At 67.0% G+C, this 17,823-nt stretch carries 13 protein-coding genes; 4 read left to right on the top strand and 9 right to left on the bottom strand.

The window, feature by feature from the left end:
• Positions 1 to 118: 118 nt before the first annotated feature.
• From C1925_RS06010 to C1925_RS06000, 3 genes are read right to left on the bottom strand one after another with little or no spacing between them, the layout of a single operon-like run.
• Positions 119 to 1,834: an alpha-amylase family glycosyl hydrolase gene (locus tag C1925_RS06010; protein WP_108768096.1), complete on the bottom strand. Its 1,716-nt coding sequence runs from the start codon at positions 1,832 to 1,834 to the stop codon at positions 119 to 121.
• On the bottom strand, positions 1,834 to 3,321 hold the full coding sequence (locus tag C1925_RS06005; protein ID WP_108768095.1) for an MFS transporter: 1,488 nt from the start codon (positions 3,319 to 3,321) through the stop codon (positions 1,834 to 1,836). The genes C1925_RS06010 and C1925_RS06005 overlap by 1 nt, the downstream gene beginning before the upstream one ends.
• On the bottom strand, positions 3,318 to 5,510 hold the full coding sequence (locus C1925_RS06000; RefSeq protein WP_108768094.1) for a Six-hairpin glycosidase-like protein: 2,193 nt from the start codon (positions 5,508 to 5,510) through the stop codon (positions 3,318 to 3,320). Before C1925_RS06000 ends, C1925_RS06005 begins: the two co-directional genes overlap by 4 nt.
• Positions 5,511 to 5,745: 235 nt before the next feature.
• Between C1925_RS06000 and C1925_RS05995 the strand changes: the two genes are divergently transcribed.
• The gene (locus C1925_RS05995) at positions 5,746 to 7,797 is read left to right on the top strand and encodes a glycoside hydrolase family 97 protein (protein ID WP_108768093.1); all 2,052 of its coding nucleotides are present in this window, start codon (positions 5,746 to 5,748) and stop codon (positions 7,795 to 7,797) included.
• Positions 7,798 to 8,052: 255 nt separating this feature from the next.
• Positions 8,053 to 10,812, top strand: a complete 2,760-nt coding sequence (locus C1925_RS05990) for a TonB-dependent receptor (protein ID WP_174213489.1) — start codon at positions 8,053 to 8,055, stop codon at positions 10,810 to 10,812.
• Positions 10,813 to 10,960: 148 nt separating this feature from the next.
• Here the strand turns inward: C1925_RS05990 and C1925_RS05985 are convergent, their stop codons facing one another.
• The 4 genes from C1925_RS05985 to C1925_RS05975 all read right to left on the bottom strand — a co-directional run bounded on the left by C1925_RS05985 (position 10,961) and on the right by C1925_RS05975 (position 14,334).
• Positions 10,961 to 11,263 carry a hypothetical protein gene (locus C1925_RS05985; RefSeq protein ID WP_108768092.1) on the bottom strand — a complete coding sequence of 101 codons (303 nt, stop codon included), beginning with the start codon at positions 11,261 to 11,263 and terminating at the stop codon, positions 10,961 to 10,963.
• Between the two features lie 362 nt (positions 11,264 to 11,625).
• Positions 11,626 to 11,760, bottom strand: a complete 135-nt coding sequence (locus tag C1925_RS21440; protein WP_267912569.1) for a hypothetical protein — start codon at positions 11,758 to 11,760, stop codon at positions 11,626 to 11,628.
• An 18-nt stretch (positions 11,761 to 11,778) separates the two neighbouring features.
• Positions 11,779 to 12,567, bottom strand: coding sequence for a hypothetical protein (locus C1925_RS21275; protein WP_254051394.1), 789 nt, complete (start codon positions 12,565 to 12,567; stop codon positions 11,779 to 11,781).
• A 153-nt stretch (positions 12,568 to 12,720) separates the two neighbouring features.
• Positions 12,721 to 14,334 (bottom strand): alpha-glucosidase family protein, encoded by a 1,614-nt coding sequence (locus C1925_RS05975; RefSeq protein WP_108768091.1) that lies wholly within the window; start codon positions 14,332 to 14,334, stop codon positions 12,721 to 12,723.
• 215 nt (positions 14,335 to 14,549) lie between these two features.
• On the opposite strand from C1925_RS05975, the gene C1925_RS05970 reads away from it, so the two are divergent.
• Positions 14,550 to 15,548, top strand: a complete 999-nt coding sequence (locus tag C1925_RS05970; protein ID WP_108768090.1) for a polyprenyl synthetase family protein — start codon at positions 14,550 to 14,552, stop codon at positions 15,546 to 15,548.
• A gap of 110 nt (positions 15,549 to 15,658) precedes the next feature.
• On the opposite strand, the gene C1925_RS05965 is transcribed toward C1925_RS05970, so the two are convergent.
• On the bottom strand, positions 15,659 to 16,450 hold the full coding sequence (locus C1925_RS05965) for a dienelactone hydrolase family protein (protein WP_108768089.1): 792 nt from the start codon (positions 16,448 to 16,450) through the stop codon (positions 15,659 to 15,661).
• Between the two features lie 128 nt (positions 16,451 to 16,578).
• On the opposite strand from C1925_RS05965, the gene C1925_RS05960 reads away from it, so the two are divergent.
• Positions 16,579 to 17,163 (top strand): SMI1/KNR4 family protein, encoded by a 585-nt coding sequence (locus tag C1925_RS05960; RefSeq protein WP_108768088.1) that lies wholly within the window; start codon positions 16,579 to 16,581, stop codon positions 17,161 to 17,163.
• Positions 17,164 to 17,238: 75 nt separating this feature from the next.
• Here the strand turns inward: C1925_RS05960 and C1925_RS05955 are convergent, their stop codons facing one another.
• Positions 17,239 to 17,772 carry a hypothetical protein gene (locus tag C1925_RS05955; RefSeq protein ID WP_108768087.1) on the bottom strand — a complete coding sequence of 178 codons (534 nt, stop codon included), beginning with the start codon at positions 17,770 to 17,772 and terminating at the stop codon, positions 17,239 to 17,241.
• Positions 17,773 to 17,823: the final 51 nt, after the last annotated feature.

Genomic DNA, 17,823 nt, shown 5'->3' with positions numbered 1-17,823 from the left:
GGTACGGCGGCGCGTGAGGGTGACCATTGTGCCGGATGCGGCCTGACCCGGTAGTGCCGGCCGCTGGCCGGCATCCGCAGGTGTCAGGAATCAGGGGGTTGCCGGCCAGCGGCCGGCACTACCGCTTCAACCGCTGGTCGCGCGCCTGCTGGTCGGCCACGGCCTTGTCCAGCTCGGCCTGCAGGGCCGGCTGCTGCACCGGTGCATCCAGCACGAAGACCTTCACGCCGTGCGCCGGCACCTCTACCTTCAGCGAGCGCTTCACCTTCAGCTCGCCGCCGCCCAGCGCGTCGCGCCAGGTGCCGGGCTGCAGGTAGCGATCCACCTCGATGCTGCGCGCGGCATCGCCCTTGTTCAGCAGCACCAGCGCGGTCTGCGCCACGTCGCCGTGCTGCAGCACGCGGAAGAACACCGCTTCGTCGCCCTGCAGGCGCTCGTTCACCTGCAGGCCGCGCTGCAGGGCCGGGGTCGCCTCGCGCAGCTTGGCGATGCGCTGCAGCGGCGCGAAAATCGGACTCTGCGGTGCGTCATCCACGCGCTGCTGGCCGAAGTAGGCGCGGTTGCCGGCGTGCTCGGCGCGGCCGCGCATGAAGCCGGTTTCCGAACCGTAATAGACCACCGGGATGCCGCGCGCGGTGAACAGCCAGTTGTGCGCGTCGATGAAGCCGGTGTCGCTGGCCCGCAGTCGCGGCATGTCGTGGTTGTCGTAGAAGCTCATCAGCTCGTACGGGTTGGCGTACGGGCCACCGGTCAGGTGCAGCGGTTCGGCCAGGGTTTCAAAGCCCTTGCCGGTGGTGCCGAAGGTCTGCTCCAGTGCGCCACGCAGCGGGAAGTCGAGCACACTGACGTTGGCATTGGCCGGCCAGGTGTGTTCGGCGATGCTGGCCGCGTTGTAGTCGAACGCCTCGCCAAACATGAACATGCCCGGATGCGCGGCACGGATGCGCTTGACGAACTCGTGCCACCACGGATGCGGCAGCCAGCCGATGGTGTCGATGCGCAGCGCGTCCACGCCCTGCGCGGTCCACTGCAGGTAGGCCCCAACCAGGTAGTCCATCACCGCCGGGTTGTCCTGGTTGAAATCGGACAGCTCGGCCAGGTTGCCATCGAAGATCGAACCGTCCTTGCTGTCGACCGGGCCGATGTTGTTGTAGAACGCGTGCAGCGGGTTGTGCTTCGGGTCCAGCTTCTGCGGCGGCAGATTCTCGTGGTCGGCGATCAGCGTGCCGTCCTTGTCGAAGATCTGGCCGAACTGCGGCTGCCGCTTGGGCATGGTCCATGCCGGCGAACCATGGTTGCCGACGATATCCAGCACCACCTTCAGGCCGGCATCGTGCAGGCCCTTGTTGAGGCCGGCGAAATCCAGATCCTTGCTCGGCAGGTGTTCGTCGAGCTTGTAGAAGTTGATGCCCCAGTAGCCGTGGTAGCCGGTCTTGCCGCGGTCGGTCAGCGTGCTGGTGCAGCTGATCGGCTTGCTGCCGGTGAACGCCTCGTCCGGGTTGTCGACGATGGGCGTGATCCAGACCGCGCCGAAGCCGAGGTTGCGGATGTACTGCGCGTTGTCGAGCACGCCACGGAAGTCGCCGCCGAGGTAGCCGATGTTGCCGTCGACCTTGTCCGGGCACGGCACCGGGATATCGAAGGTGCGGTGCTTGCCGCCCTGGTCGCGGTGGTCGTTGGAGGTATCACCGTTGACGAAGCGGTCGGTGACCACGAAGTACACCGCATCGCTGGCGAACGGCTCGGTGGTGCCGACATAGTCCGGGCGCGGCGCGGCCACGGCCTGACCGGCAAACAGGGCAAGGGAAACAGCAACAGCCAACACACCACGCATCACACCACCTCCGGACGGGACGGAACCCGCAGCACGCACAGGCCGGCGACGAGCAGGCTGCAGCCGCCCAGCACCAGCACATGGATCGGCTGGTCACCCAGCCACGCACGCAGGGCAAAGCCCAGCGCACTGGCCGCGACCAGCTGCGGGATCACGATGAAGAAATTGAAGATGCCCATGTACACGCCCATCTTCGCCGCCGGCACGCTGTCCGACAGCAGTGCATACGGCAGGGACAGGATCGAGGCCCAGGCGAAACCGACACCGCCCATCGACAGCAGCAGCCAGCGCGGATCATCGATGAACATCATCGAGATCAGCCCTGCCCCGCCCAGCCACAGGTTGACCAGGTGGCTCCAGCGCAGGCCCAGCGCGCGCACCATCGGCGGGATCAGCAGCGCGGCCAGCGCGGCGAAACCGTTGTAGGCACCGAACAGCACTCCCACCCAGTTGGCGCCTTCGTTGTAGGCCGCCGACTGCGGATCGGTGGAACCGAAGTGGGTACCCGCCACCGCAGCGGTGGTGAAGATCCACATGGCAAACAGCGCGAACCACGAGAAGAACTGCACCCAGGCCAGGCGCCGCATGGTCACCGGCATCGCCCGCAGGTCGCCGACGATGGCGGCCAGCATGTGCGTGCCGGGCAGCGCGCGGGCCAGTGCCAGCAGCAGGCCGTAGCCCGCGCACAGGCCAGCCAGCACGTACAGCATCTTGTCGCCCTGGCGCCAGGCGATCAGTGCCGCCAGCAGCACGCCCAGGCCCAGCCAAAGCGCCACCTGGCCCCACGGCGCGGGCCCGGTGATGGTGGCGCCGGCATGGTGCGCCGGCGGTTCGGCATCGTCGAAGGACGCAAGTTCGGTGGGCGAATACTCGCGCGTGCTGAAAACCGTCCAGCTGATCGCCGCCAGCAGCACCACCGCACCGAAGTAGAACGCGTAGCGCACCGAATCGGGCACTTCGCCCGGCGCCGCTGTGTTGCCGACCCCGAAGTGGGTAAGGATGAAGGGCAGGAAGCTGGCGACGATGGCGCCGACGCCGATGAAGAAGCTCTGCATCGCATAGCCGGTGGGACGCTGGCGGGGCGCCAGCTGGTCACCGACGAAGGCACGGAACGGTTCCATCGACACGTTGATGGAAGCATCCAGCACCCACAGCGTGCCGGCGGCGATCCACAGCGTGGGCGAGTTCGGCATCACCAGCAGGGCCAGCGTGGTCAGCACCGCACCGATCATGAAGAACGGGCGGCGCCGGCCCCAGCGCGTCCACGTGCGATCGGACAGATAACCCACCACCGGCTGCACCAGCAGGCCGGTCAGCGGCGCGGCAATCCACAGCCCCGGCACCGCGTCCTGCGATGCGCCCAATGTTTCGAAGATGCGGCTGGCGTTGGCGTTCTGCAGGGCAAACCCGAACTGGATGCCGAGGAAGCCGAAACACATGTTCCAGATCTGCCAGAACGACAGCTGCGGCTTGGCGGGACGGCTCATCGTACGCCCTCGACGGCCGCGACCGGTGCCACCTTCAGCGCCTGCACCTGGGCCTGGTTGAGCACGCCCTCGCGCCCGCCCTTGCCGCCGGTGTAGTGCGCGAAGTGCTGCAGTGCGCTCATGTTGAAGCCTTCCTCAAGCGTGACCGTACAACGGCCCTTGGGCACGGCGAAGCTGACCGCCGTGGATTCCTGCGCGGCCACACTGTGCGGCAGGGTGACGGTCTGGCGCTGCGCTGGCTGGGCCGCGCACTGCAGGTTCAACTGCTTCACGGCCGCGGTCACGCCGGTGTTGATCGGCCCGTTCGGGTTGTTGTACTGCAGGCGCAGGCGCACGTGGCCGGCCTTGGCCGTGGTGAAGCGCCACTGGCGGTCACCGCGCAGCACCTGCTGCGGGCCCACGCACAGCATCGGGCTGTGCAGCGATTCAAGCATGCCCTCGCGACGGGTCAGGCTCAGGCAATGCTGCAGGCCATCGTCGCCCACGCGCGCCACGCCCTTGGCTGGCTGCACGGCCTTGCCGTCCTGCCACAGCACCTGGTCGGCGGCCACGGCCACGGTCCAGGCCTTGCCACTGCGTTTGGCCTGCGGCGCGGCCGGCGTCGCCGGTGCACGTGCATTGGCATCGGCGCTGGCCACGGCTGCGCGCGGCGCGGCAGCGGCCGGCACCAGCTGCACGGTGGTGGTGGTACCGCGGGTCTTGACCTTGCCGGCCACCAGCAGGCCCTCGCCCAGCTGCTTCGGCCGCTCCAGCACGTAGCGCTTGCCGTTGGCATCCAGGCTGATGTGGCGCTGCTTTCCGAACAGGTCCGGCACCAGGCTGGCCGGCAGCTTGGGCTGCACGCTGCCATCGTCCTGCAGGCCGAACACGCCTTCGCTGACCATGGCGAGGTAACCGGCCACCGACCACAGCTGGCGTTCGGAATTGACCACCGGGCCGCTGAGCGCACCTTCGTCCACGTGCACGGCCTGGGTGACCAGTTCGTAGTTCTCCATGTTGGAACCAGCCAGCGCCGCGCCCTGCATCAGCGAACGGATCTCGGCGGCGATGCGCGGGGCATCATCAAGCTTGCGCGCGGCGCGCAGCGAATAGGCGCTGACAAACGGCCAGATGGCGCGGTTGTGGTAGATCGGCTGCTGCGCTTCCTGCGGCCACACCACCGGGCTGCCGGCCGGCCCCATCGGGTAGGCGGCCAGCGCACGCTGCGCGCGTTCGGCCGGCAGCACGTCGGCGAGGATGCCCAGCGACAGGCCCAGCAGGTCGACCTTGGCGTAGGGCACCGGGTGCGCCGCTTCGCCGATGTAGCTCATGTACTGGCCCATGTCCTGCCGCCAGAAGCGTGCGTCGATCTGCAGCGCCAGCGCATCGGCCCAGGCCTTGTACTGCTCGCTGCGCTCGTCGCCCAGCTGCGCGGCCATCTGCTGGCCCAGGCGCAGGGCCTGGTAGTGCAGCACGTTGGTGGACAGCGCGTAGGAATCGCCGATGAAGCGCACGTTCTCGCGCGTCCAGTCCGGGTAGGTCTGCTCGCGCCAGTCCAGGAACGAGGTCTCGCCGCGGTACAGGCCCATCTGCGCGTCGAACACCATTGCCCGGTCCTGCGCCAGGGTGCCCTGCAGCGCCTGCCAGACCTGGTCGGCGAAGGCTGGATCATCCAGCAGGTGGCGCGCGGCAAGGAACCACACCACGCGGTCGCTGCTGATCGGCCAGCTGCCACCGGAGCCGGTGTCCTGGGCCACGAACAGGCCGGGGGTATGGCCATCGCGCGCGGCCGACAGTTTGAACTGCAGCGACTGCCGGGTGCGCTGCGGGTCCAGCTTCGCCAGCGCCAGATCGGCGGCGAAGCTGAGATCGCGGGTCCACACATAGGGCCAGCGCGCGCCGGTCTGGAAGCACTCGCACGGCACCGGGCGACCTTCATCGAAGGACGGATCGCGGATCGCATCGACGCGGTCCTGGTCCATTTCCTGCTGGGCCAGTGCGAACAGCGCGTCGAACATCACGCTGGCGGTCTGGCTGCGCATGGGCGCGGCAGCAACCTGCACCTCACCCTTGGGCGCATGCAGCACGAAGCTGCCCTTGGCAGCGGCTTCGGCGCGCGCATGGCGGCCGTTGAATTCCAGGTCGGCCGCGTGCGCGGTCGTTCCCAGCGCTGCCCCGAGGGCAGCCGTCAGGCAAATGATCTTCAGCATCGAAGCGGCAGACCGGCTTGCGCCCGTCGACCTCCCTCCCTCTCTGCACCGTTGTGGGTCCGCGCCACCATGACGGTGCGCGGGCGCGGCGCCTCCCTCAAGGTGCCTTGGCCCCATGGTAGACGCGGCGCTGCGGCCTGCGGCCAGTTGCATACGTATTCATCGCCGTTGCGTGAAGACAGGCCGCCGCGCTGGCTTATGGTCCGGGTCTGCCAATGGCGCCTTGGGAGGGGAAATGCCGGCTTCATCTGCTGCACTACGCGCGGTGTTCGCGCATCTGTCCGGGCTGGCCCTGCTGGGCCTGGCCACCCTTGCCCAGGCCGCGCCACAGGTCGCCAGCGTTGAATCACCGGGCAAGGTGCTCACGGTCAGGCTGGTGCTGGACGGTGGCACCGCGCGCTACCGCGTCGAACGCTTCGGCGAACCCGTGGTGGCCGATTCCAAGCTCGGCTTCGAACTGCGCGACGGCCGCCTCGACCGCGATTTCGCCCTGCTCGGCCAGCAGCGGCGCAGCGTCGATGACACCTGGGAACAGCCCTGGGGCGAGCGCCGGGTCACCCGCAACCACTTCAACGAGCTGACCGTGCAGCTGGCCGAGACCACCGGCAGCAAGCGCCGCCTGGACGTGGTGTTCCGCGTGTACGACGACGGGCTCGGCTTCCGCTATGTGTTCCCCGAGCAGCCCAACCTGCGCGAGGCGATCATCGATGACGAGCTGACCGAGTTCGCCATCGCGCCCGACTCGACCGCCTGGTGGATTCCGGCCGGCGAACCGATCCACTACGAATACCTGTACCAGCGCACGCCGCTGCGCGAAGTACCGCTGGTGCACACGCCGATGACCCTGCGCAGCCACGACGGCCTGCACGTGGCCATCCACGAGGCAGCGCTGGTGGACTACGCCGGCATGTGGCTGCGCCGCACCGAGGGCCAGCGCCTGCGCGCGCAGCTTTCGCCCTCGGCCGAAGGCTGGAAGGTGCGCCGCGCCCTGCCCTTCGCCACGCCGTGGCGCACCCTGCAGATCGCCGACCACGCCGGCGGCCTGGTCGAGTCGGACCTGATCCTCAACCTCAACGAGCCCAATGCGCTGGGCGACGTGAGCTGGGTGAAGCCGGCCAAGTATCTGGGCGTGTGGTGGTCGATGCACCTGGACAACGAAAGCTGGGCGACCGGCCCGAAGCATGCCGCCACCACCGCCAAGACGAAGAAGGTGATCGACTTCGCCGCTGCCCACGGCTTCCGCGGCGTGCTGGTGGAAGGCTGGAATCCCGGCTGGGACGGCATGTGGGTAGGCAACGGTTACGACTTCGATTTCACCCGCGCCACGCCCGATTTCGATATCGAGGCGCTGTCCGCCTACGGCCTGAAGAAGGGCGTGCACCTGATCGGCCACCACGAAACCGGCTGCGCCATCGAGCATTACGAGGACCAGCTGGGCGCCGCGCTGGACCTGTATGCGCGGCTGGGCATTGACCAGTTCAAGACCGGCTACGTCTGCGATGACGGCCAGATCGACCGCCGCAATCCGGCCGGCGGCCCGCTGTGGCGCGAGTGGCACGACGGCCAGTTCATGGCCCGCCATCATCTGAAGGTGGTGCAGGAAGCCGCACAGCGGCACCTGTCGGTGAACCCGCATGAGCCGATCAAGGACACCGGCCTGCGCCGCACCTACCCGAACTGGATCTCGCGCGAAGGCGCGCGCGGCATGGAGTACAACGCCTGGGGCCAGCCGCCGAACCCGCCCGAACACGAGGTCAACCTGGTGTTCACCCGCATGCTGTCCGGGCCGTTCGATTACACGCCCGGCATCCTCAGCCTGAAGGGCCGCCACGGCCAGGCCATTCCCAGCACGCTGGCCCGCCAGCTGGCGCTGTACGTGGTGCTGTACAGCCCGATCCAGATGGCCGCCGACCTGCCCGAGCATTACCTGCAGCACCGCGAAGCGTTCCGGTTCATCGAGGATGTGGCGGTGGACTGGGAACAGAGCCGCGTGCTCGATGGCGAAGTGGGCGACTACGTGACCATCGTGCGACGCGACCGCAACAGCCGCGACTGGTTCCTGGGCAGCATCACCGATGAGCACGGCCGCGTGCTGCCGGTGTCGCTGGGCTTCCTGGAACCGGGCGTGCGCTATCGCGCCGAGATCTACCGCGATGGCGAAGGCGCGGATTTCCGCAGCAATCCGTTCGCGTTCAAGCGCGAGACGCGCGAGGTGACCAGCGCCGATGCACTGACCCTGGTGCTGGCACCGGGCGGTGGCCAGGCGATCCGGTTCACCCCGCTCTGATTGGAACGGTAGTGCCGGCCGCTGGCCGGCATCCATCCGCATCACGTGGTTGCCGGCCAGCGGCAGGCGCCACCGGGATCCGGGCACTGGAATCGATTACAACGCTGTGAAAGCCATTGAATACGTATGCAGGGTGATTCCCGCGGAGAAGCCGCTGCCTACCATAGCGGCGACGACAGCGGCCACCGCGTCGCACGTCCACGGCACCGCCGGGACGACCACAAGATGCTCTACAACATTGCCTGGGAGGGGAAAATGTTGAACCACAAGCGCACCGCGCTGAGTCTGGCGCTGGCCGTTGTACTGGTGCCGTCGCTGGCATCGGCACAGTCCACGCAGTCCACTGAAACCGCCACCACCGGTACGTCCGCCACCAACCTGGACACCGTGCAGGTCACCGGCATCCGCCGCGGCATCGAGAACGCCATCGCGATCAAGCAGGACGCCACGTCGGTGGTCGAAGCGATCTCGGCCGAAGACATCGGCAAGCTGCCCGACGTCAGCATCGCCGAATCGCTGGGCCGCCTGCCCGGCCTGGCCGCCCAGCGCGTGGCCGGCCGTGCCCAGGTCATCAGCGTGCGCGGCCTTTCGCCCGACTTCGCCACCACCCTGCTCAACGGGCGTGAAGTGGTCAGCACCGGCGACAACCGCAGCGTCGAGTTCGACCAGTACCCCTCGGAACTGGTCAACGGCGTGACCGTCTACAAGACCCCGGACGCCGCCCTGGTCGGCCAGGGCCTGTCGGGCACCATCGACATGCAGACCGTGCGTCCGCTCAGCTTCCCCGACCGCGTGATCGCGGTGAGCGGCCGCCTGCAGAAGAGCTCGCTCGGCGAAGCCGCCAACGTCGATGAATTCGGCAACCGCTTCAGCGCCAGCTACATCGACCAGTTCTTCGACAAAACCCTGGGCATCTCGATCGGCTACGCGCACAGCGACAACCCGATCCAGGAAAACCAGGTCGGCCTGTACGAGCCGTGGACCACCGAGCAGACCACCAACGGCAATCGTCCGGGCGTGGCCGCGGGCACCTACTTCTCCGATGGCATCAAGGCGCTGCGCCGTACCGGCAACAACAAGCGCGACGGCGTGATGGCCACCATCCAGTTCCGGCCGAACAACGCCTGGACCAGCACCTTCGATGCGTTCCACACCGAAGCCGAGCAGATCGACACCGCCAACCAGTTCGAGCTCAACCTGAGCAACTACAACGGTGGCTATACCCCGGGCCTGCTGATCAGCAACCCGCAGGTCAATGCCGATGGCACCTTCACCGGTGGCACCGCCAGCGGCGTGTACCCGCTGGTGCGCGGCATGTACAACAAGCGCAAGGACAAGATCGATGCGTTCGGCTGGAACAACGAGTTCACCTTCGGCAGCGTCAAGCTGGTCGCCGATGTGAACTACTCCAAGGCCACGCGCGATGAGCTGAACCTGGAAAACAACCTGCAGCTCACCCCGATGCCGCAGCTGGACACCATCGGCCTGCAGATCCGCCCGAATGGTTTCTCGCAGATCACCCCGGGCCTGGATTACTCCAACCCCGATGCGCTGTTCCTGACCAACACCATCTACGGCTCCGGCTACGGCAAGGTGCCGCAGGTGGAAGACCGCCTGAAGGGTGCCAAGCTGGCCGCGACGATTGCCTTGCCCGAGGCCGTTGCCTCGTGGGCGCCGGACATCGATGTGGGCGTGAACTACGCCGACCGCCGCAAGGTGAAGACCCAGTCCGAAGGCAACATCCTGCTGGGCGCACAGGGCGATGCCAACATCGCCTCGGACCTGCAGTATTCGCCGGTCAATCTGGGCTTTGCCGGCATCGGCTACATCCCGGCCTGGAACGTGCCGGCGGCCGTCGGCCGCTACATGACCTTCGATCCGGTCGACAACCTCGATTACCTGATCCCGAAGTCGTGGGTCGTGCAGGAAAAGATCACCACCGCCTGGGCGCGCCTGAACCTCAACACCGACATCGGTGAAGTGGGCGTGCGCGGCAACATCGGCGTGCAGATGCAGCACACCGACCAGAGCTCGGATTCGCGCTACTGGGACAGCTCGCAGCCGGCCGGCAGCAACATCCAGCCGTATTCCAACGGCAAGACCTACAACGACTGGCTGCCGAGCTTGAACCTGGCCTTCATGTTCCCGCACCAGCAGACGCTGCGCTTCGCCGCGGCCAAGCAGGTCGCGCGCCCGCGCGTGGACCAGATGCGTGCCGGCCTGGAATTCGGCGTGGATACGGCCACCGGCAAGCCCGGCGGCAGCGGCGGCAACCCGCTGCTGGATCCGTGGCGTGCCACCGCGCTCGACCTGTCCTACGAGAAGTACTTCGGTGAGAAGGCCTACGTGGCCGCCGCGATCTTCTACAAGGACCTGAAAAGCTACGTCTACACCCAGTCGGTGGACGACTACGACTTCACCGACCTGCTGGGCAGCTACGTGCCGCCGCCGGGCATGACCGTGCCGGTGCTGACCACCGGTACGTTCTCCACCCCGGAAAACGGCAAGGGCGGCACGCTGAAGGGCCTGGAACTGACCGCATCGTTCCCGCTGGACATGCTGACCGAGAGCCTGCGTGGCTTCGGCGTGCAGGCCAGCGCCACCTTCAACAAGAGCGACATCAAGATCCTCGACCCGGAAAGCGCCTCCAGCGTGGGTTCGGATCCGATCAGCCTGCCCGGCCTGTCCGACCGCGTGTACAACTTCACCGCCTACTTCGAGCGCAATGGTTTCGAAGCACGCGTGAGCCAGCGCCGTCGTTCGGACTTCATCGGTGAGATCGGCAACTTCAACGGCAACCGCACGCTGCGTTACGTGGTGGGCGAGAACGTGACCGATGCGCAGATCAGCTACACCTTCAGCGACAGCAGCGCCATGCGTGGCCTGACCCTGCTGCTGCAGGGAAGCAACCTGACCAACGAGCCGTACCGCACCTACGCCGGCACCAAGGACCGCCCGCTGGAATACATCGAGTGGGGCCGCACCTACGTGCTGGGCGTGAACTACAAGTTCTAACCACGATCGGTAGTGCCGGCCGCTGGCCGGCAACCCACCGGTAGCGCCGGGCCATGCCCGGCGACGCAACACGGGGAGCAGGACCGGAAACCCGCTGCGCAGGCAGCGGGTTTTCTTTTGGCCCGTTCGACATCGCTCGCGCCAGACCTCAGCAGTTGAAGCCCAGACGACCGTCGCAGTTGCGGAGCGACGGGACGTTCTGCAGCCGTGTCTGCTCTACGTTCCCCTGCCTGCTGCCGTCCGCGCGGACGCAGTCCGCACTGACCTTGCAGAAGTCCGGCGGGAACGAAAACATGTAGTTGAGCGAACAGCTGCGGGAAGCCTCAGACTGATACCACGCGGTCTGACAGGTCTGCTGCTGGCTGTCGGGCGGCGATGTCTGCGCCGTTGCCGTTTCTGCGAAGACGATGCATGCGACGGCTGCTGCTGCAAAAACCGAAGTGAACTTCATCGGGTTCTCCTGTCCATCGATTGAGGAGGCCCGAGTATTTGCTGTCGACCCGCCGCGAGGCCATCGGACTTGTTGCAAATGCGAGGCCGACTGACGAGGACCGCGATGGACTTCACATCGGCAGGATGCACACGGCCGTTCGACGGCATCCAACGCGCCACGCTGCGCCATGCTTGGCGACGTCGATCTTCTGCGCGACATCGCACAGATCAACGGTCCGCCCCCACCACGGCCAACGTCCTCCCGTAGATCCACGCCATGCGCGGATTCCGTAGATCCACGCCATGCATGGATTCCAGTAGATCCACGCCATGCGTGGATTCCGTGGATCCACGCCATGCATGGATTCACTCAGAAGGAGATCATGAGACCATCAGCGCGCAGCCGATCGCGATGACCAGCATCAGCACCAGCAGGATGCGCCCACTGAATCGACCAAGCGCGTGACCAACATGGTTCAGAGCAAGGGAAGCGATCTCGCCCAGCAGTTCCCACATGGAAGCGGCACCCGTCGCTCAGATCTCGGCAGACGCCAGCTCGATGAAAGGCCGCTGGCGGCTGGCGGTGCCGATGACACAGGTTCGATAGACCCGATGCGCCGAGGCCCCCGTAACATAGGCGACGATCTGGACTGACTTCGTTGCGACATACGCCCAGCCGGGCACCCAACCCACCGGCTTTGGCACGAGGCTGAAGGCAGCAGAGCAGTCCATGATGTACTTGGTTGTCTCACCAAGGACGCGGCCCACCTCGGTGTTCATGTTCCAGCCCTGCGCCAGGGGCGGCGACCAGATCGCAGCGGCAACGGCGCGCATGGCCGCCTGGTCTTCTTCGCTGGGAAGATCCACAGCAACTTGCGAATCCCAACCGTCCGGAAAGGCCTGCGGCGTATCGCCAACGTATTGCCTGGCCCAGGCCCGCAGCGCCCGGTGGTGAGGCTGGGCTGAATTCGAGAAGTAACGCGGAGCACGCTCGCCCGCATTGTAGTAAGCCGCGTCCAGGCTTCCGTCTGGGTGCAGGACCACCACAGCTCCGTAGGAATCAGGAAAGCCCAGCCGCCATCCGACCAGCATCAAGCCACCACTCTTGAGCGGCACCGACACCGCCGACTCATCGAAGTTGCGCCGGAATGCCGCGTACTCCGGTCCGAGCAACTGCTTCAAGCCAGGCACCACGTCCGAACCCTCGAAGGCATCCTCCAGCGCGGGGCCCACGATCATGATGGGCGTAGCGGAGAGAGGGTGGGCAGCCGAAAGTGCCGCTGCCAGCAACAACACCCGCATCAGGGAAGTAAAGAAACGCATCGGAGGTCCACCACGGAGGGGGCCACCAGTGTCCACGCCCACCCCGGCCGATTCCATTCCAATAGTTGGAAAGTGACGGCCATCGGCCACCCACAAAAAAGGGACGGGGCGCTTCGGCCCCGTCCCCGCAAGTACCGCCACCGGAGAAATCGGTCAGCTGCGTCGTGCGCAATACACCGCGCGCGGCGGCAGCCGCAGTTCAGTGCCCTCGACCGTGCCCGCATCCGGGCCCGGCACGTCCAGCTGCTGCCAGGTACCGGCCGGCAGCGGATGGCTGACCGCCTCGGCCGACAGGTTGAAGGCCAGCAGGAGGGTTTCATCTGCAAGCATACGCTCGAACAGCAGCACTGGCTCGGCACTGTCCAGGAAACGGATGTCCCCGTGCTGCAGGGTCGGCTGGGTCCGCCGCCAGGCCAGGAAGGCCCGGAAGGCCGCCAGGACCGAACCCGGGTCGGCGTCCTGCACCGCCACCGCCGCCGCCCGGTGCTCGGCCGGGATCGGCAGCCAGGGCTTGCCGGTGGTGAAGCCGGCCAGCGGGGCGTCGGTCCACGGCAGCGGCGTGCGGCAGCCGTCGCGGCCCTTGAAGTTCGGCCAGAAGGTGATGCCGTAGGGGTCCTGCAGGTCCTCGAAGGCCACCTCGGCCTCGGCCAGGCCCAGCTCCTCGCCCTGGTACAGGCAGACCGAACCGCGCAGGCTGCACAGCATCGCCACCAGCATGCGGGCCAGGCGCGGGTCGGACGGGCGGCCGCCCCAGCGGCTCACGGCCCGCTCCACGTCATGGTTGGACACCGCCCAGCACGGCCAACCCTCGGTCATCACCGCTTCCAGGCGCGAGACCGTATCGCGGATGTAGGCCGCGCTGTAGTCGTCCACCAGCAGCTCGAAGCTGTAGCCCATGTGCAGGCGGCCGTCCTGGGTGTACTCGGCGGTGGTGGCCAGCGAGTCCTCCGAGGAAATCTCGCCCAGGCTCACCGCGCCCGGGTACTCGTCCAGCAGCGCACGCAGCTGCTCCAGGAACGGCAGGTTTTCCGGCTGGGTGTTGTTGTAGTAGTGGTACTGGTAGGCGTACGGGTTGTCCGGGCTGAAGCCGCGGCCCACGCGCTTGTCCGCCGGCTTGGGCGGGTTGTCGCGCAGCTGCGCGTCGTGGAAGCAGAAGTTGATGGCGTCCAGGCGGAAGCCGTCCACGCCGCGGTCCAGCCAGAACCGCACGTTGTCCAGCGTGGCCTGCTGCACGTCCGGGTTATGGAAGTTCAGATCCGGCTGGTCGACCAGGAAGTTGTGCAGGTAGTACTGCTCGCGGCGCGGTTCCCACTGCCAGGCGCCGCCACCGAACAGCGACAGCCAGTTGTTGGGCGGGGTGCCGTCCTCGCGCGGGTCGGCCCACACGTACCAGTCGGCCTTGGGGTTGGTGCGGTCCTGGCGGCTCTCGCGGAACCAGGCATGCTCCAGCGAGGTGTGGCTGAGCACCTGGTCGATCATCACCTTCAGGCCCAGGCCATGCGCCTTGGCCAGCAGGCGGTCGAAGTCCTCCAGGCTGCCGAACAGCGGGTCGACATCGCGGTAATCGGCGATGTCATAGCCGAAATCGGCCATCGGCGACTTGAAGAACGGCGAGATCCAGATCGCATCGGCGCCCAGCGCCGCGATGTGGTCCAGGCGCTGGATGATGCCCGGCAGGTCGCCCACCCCGTCGCCGCTGGCGTCGAGGTAGCTGCGCGGGTAGATCTGGTAGATGACGGCTCCGCGCCACCATGGATTGTGCGACATCGACAGCCCCCCTCCGGGCATGCGGGACCCACCGGAAGCGGGCCGAAAACCAACAACCGCAAGCTTAGCGGTGGCTTCCGGACCATGGCGCTGCCTGCATACGTATTCACGCCGCGGGTCCGGCCAACGGCGTGCGAAATGGCCGGTCGTGCCGGTTTCCGCCCGATTTCACGGCCAGACCCTATAATTGGTGGTGAGCCTGAAAGCCTGATCGCATGACCATCACCGAAGACACCCGTCCCGCCCTGGGCCTGCCCCAGATCCAGTCGCTTGCTGCGGCCGACATGGCCGCCGTCGATGCCCTGATCCGGGACCGGCTGTCCTCGGACGTCGTACTGATCAACCAGATCGCCGACCACATCATTTCCGCCGGCGGCAAGCGCCTGCGCCCGATGCTGGTCATGCTGGCCGGCCACGCGGTCGGCCAGGCCGGCCCGGAGCACCACCAGCTGGCGGCGATCATCGAGTTCATCCACACCTCGACCCTGCTGCATGACGACGTGGTGGACGAATCCAGCCTGCGACGCGGCCGCAGCACCGCCAATGCCCTGTGGGGCAACGCGCCGAGCGTGCTGGTGGGCGACTTCCTGTATTCGCGCAGCTTCCAGCTGATGGTGGAACTGGACCGCATGCCGGTCATGCGGATCCTGGCTGACACCACCAACCGCATCGCCGAAGGCGAAGTGCTGCAGCTGCTGCACGTGCACAACCCGGACACCGACGAAGCGGCCTACCTGCGCGTGATCGAGCGCAAGACCGCCGTGCTGTTCGCTGCCGGCACCCGCCTGGGCGCGCTGGCCAGCGGCGTGGACGAAGCCACCCAGCAGGCCCTGTACGACTACGGCATGCACCTGGGCTACGCCTTCCAGATTGCCGATGACGTGCTGGATTACTCGGCCAACGCCGAGGAACTGGGCAAGAACCTGGGCGACGACCTGGCCGAAGGCAAGGCGACCCTGCCGCTGATCCACGCCATGGCCCATTCGGACGATGCCACCCGCGAGCGCCTGCGCAGCATCGTGCAGGACGGCGACGCCTCGGCCATGCCGGAAGTGCTGGCCGCCATCCGCGCCACCGGCGGCCTGGATTACAGCCGCCGCCGTGCCGAGGAATACGCCGAAGCCGCCGAACGCGCGCTCGACGGCCTGGGCGACAACGATGCCGTGGCGGCCCTGCGCGGCCTGGCCCGTTACGCGGTGCAGCGCTCGCACTGACCGGTGAAGGTGTGCCGACCAACGGTCGGCACCTACCTCTTCCTGTGGGTGCCGACCGTTGGTCGGCACTGAAACATCGGTGGGTGCCGACCGTTGGTCGGCACACCTTTTCAACGTTTCTCGAACCGCTCCTCGAAGAACTCATCCAGCGCCTTCCACGCGCGCTTGGCCGCGCGTTCGTTGTACTGGCAGCCCGGCGGGCTGTTGGCATCGCGCTCGGCGAAGCAGTGCACCGCGCCGCTGTAGTTGGTGAATTCCCAATCCACCTTGGCCGCGTCCATTTCCTTCTGGAAGCTGCCGATGTCCTCGGCGGTCACACTCTTGTCGTCGGCGCCGTTGAGCACCAGCACCGAGGGATGGCTGCCACCGGCCTGTGCAGGCAGCGGCGAGCCCAGCCCGCCGTGCAGGCTGACCACACCCGCCAGCGGCGCACCGGCGCGGGCCAGTTCCAGCACCGTGGTGCCGCCGAAGCAGAAGCCCACCGCACCGATCCGGCTGGCATCCAGCGGTGCCTTGCCGGCCTGGGCCTTGAGCACGTTCACCGCTTCCAGCGCGCGCGCACGCAGCAGCGGCCGGTCGTTTCGCAGCTTGGTCGCCACCGGACCCGCCTCGGCATCGGTCTTCGGCCGCACGCCCTTGCCGTACACATCGGCCACCAGCACCACGTAGTCGTCGCCGGCCAGCTGCTTGGCCTTCTCGATGGCGGACTCGTTCACGCCCTTCCAGTTGGGCACCATCACCAGGCCCGGGCGCTTGTCGTTGTCGCTGTCGTCATAGACCAGCACGCCACTGAAGGTCGTGCCCTCGTGCTTCCATTCCACCGGCTGGGTCTTCATCGCCGCCCAGACCGGCATCGCCGCCAGCCCCAGCACCATCGCCACACCACAACGCCATCGGTTCATGCGCCTGCTCCACTGAAAAGGGGACGGAGGGGATTAAGTCGCAGAACGCCCTCCCGGGTCGCATTCTGCATTGGCGACGTGACGCAGGTGTGGTTGGATACGACCTGATCCCCTCCGTCCCCTTCTACATGAACCTTGTTGATCGCTTTCTGTCTGGCCTTGTCCCGCGCCTGCCGGCCGAGGACGCAGCGCAATGGGCACATGTCCAGGGCGCCAGTGCCGAAGATCTGCAGCGCCTACGCGCGCAGTGGCCGCTGGTACCCGAGAGCCTGCTGGCGTTGCTGTCGCGGGTGGATGGCACGCATTTCCGCGAATATCCCGGTGGCGAGGTCGTGGTCTACATGCTGGGTTCGGATGTCGAGGACGGCGGCTACCCCTACTACCTGCGCTCGGTCGCGCAGATCTTCGAAGACCAGCAGCAGTGGGACGACAGCATTCGGTCCATCTACGAGGAATGGCTGGACGACGAGCCGGAGATCCTTGGCGACGGCATCGACGCCGATCTGCCGATGGACCGCCGCCTGTGCTTCTCGCACTGCATGAACAACGGCGGCACCTCGATGCTCTACCTGGATTTCGACCCGGCACCGGGCGGCACCGTCGGCCAGGTGGTGCGCTACCTGCATGATCCGGACAGCTATGCAGTCATCGCGCCCAGCTTCGATGCGTACCTGCAGCAGCTGATTGATGGTGATTACGCGTTCATCGAGTAGAGCCACGCCACGCGTGGATGGGGGGTCAGAGTCCTTTCCTGCGGAAAGGGATCCGACCCCGCTGGCTTCCCGGGCTCAACCGCGCTCGATCCAATGCAACGTGCCCGGCGCGAGCGCCAGCAGATCCGCTGCATCCAACTGGCCCCGCGACCAATGACGTTCCGGCGGCGCCGGCTGCCGGGCATCCACCGCGCCATCGTAGTCGCGTACCAGCAGGCCAATGCGCGCGGCCCCGGACTGCAGCAGGGCATCGATGCGCTGCAACCACTGCCCGGCGTCGCCCAGCGCTTCATCGCGACGCAGCTGCTGATCCTGCGCATGCCGCGCCAACTGCTCGGCCAGCGCGCGGGCGATCTTCGCCTCGCTCCAGCCCTTCTTCCGCCAGCGCGCGGCATCGCCCTTCCATTCCGGCTTGGCCCGCACCGACGCCAGCGCGGTGCCGCAATCGCAGTGCGCGGCGCTCAGCCACGGCTGCCAGCCGGGCCCGACCGCGGCCTGCAGGCTCGGCGAATCCTGCGCGAACAGGCGCCGGCCGCTGCGGGTGAAGATCGCGGCGGCTTCAACGTGCGCAAACGAGGTGGGCAGGAACAGGGTGATGAAGGTGCACATCGGGCGTCTCGAATCCGTCCGGGAATGCGCCGATGGTAACGCTCACCTGCA

Origin of the sequence: Stenotrophomonas sp. SAU14A_NAIMI4_5 (assembly GCF_003086795.1) — a bacterium.
Lineage (GTDB): Bacteria > Pseudomonadota > Gammaproteobacteria > Xanthomonadales > Xanthomonadaceae > Stenotrophomonas.
The sequence above is the reverse complement of the archived record's forward strand: the minus strand, read 5'-3'. Positions and strand labels throughout refer to the sequence as shown.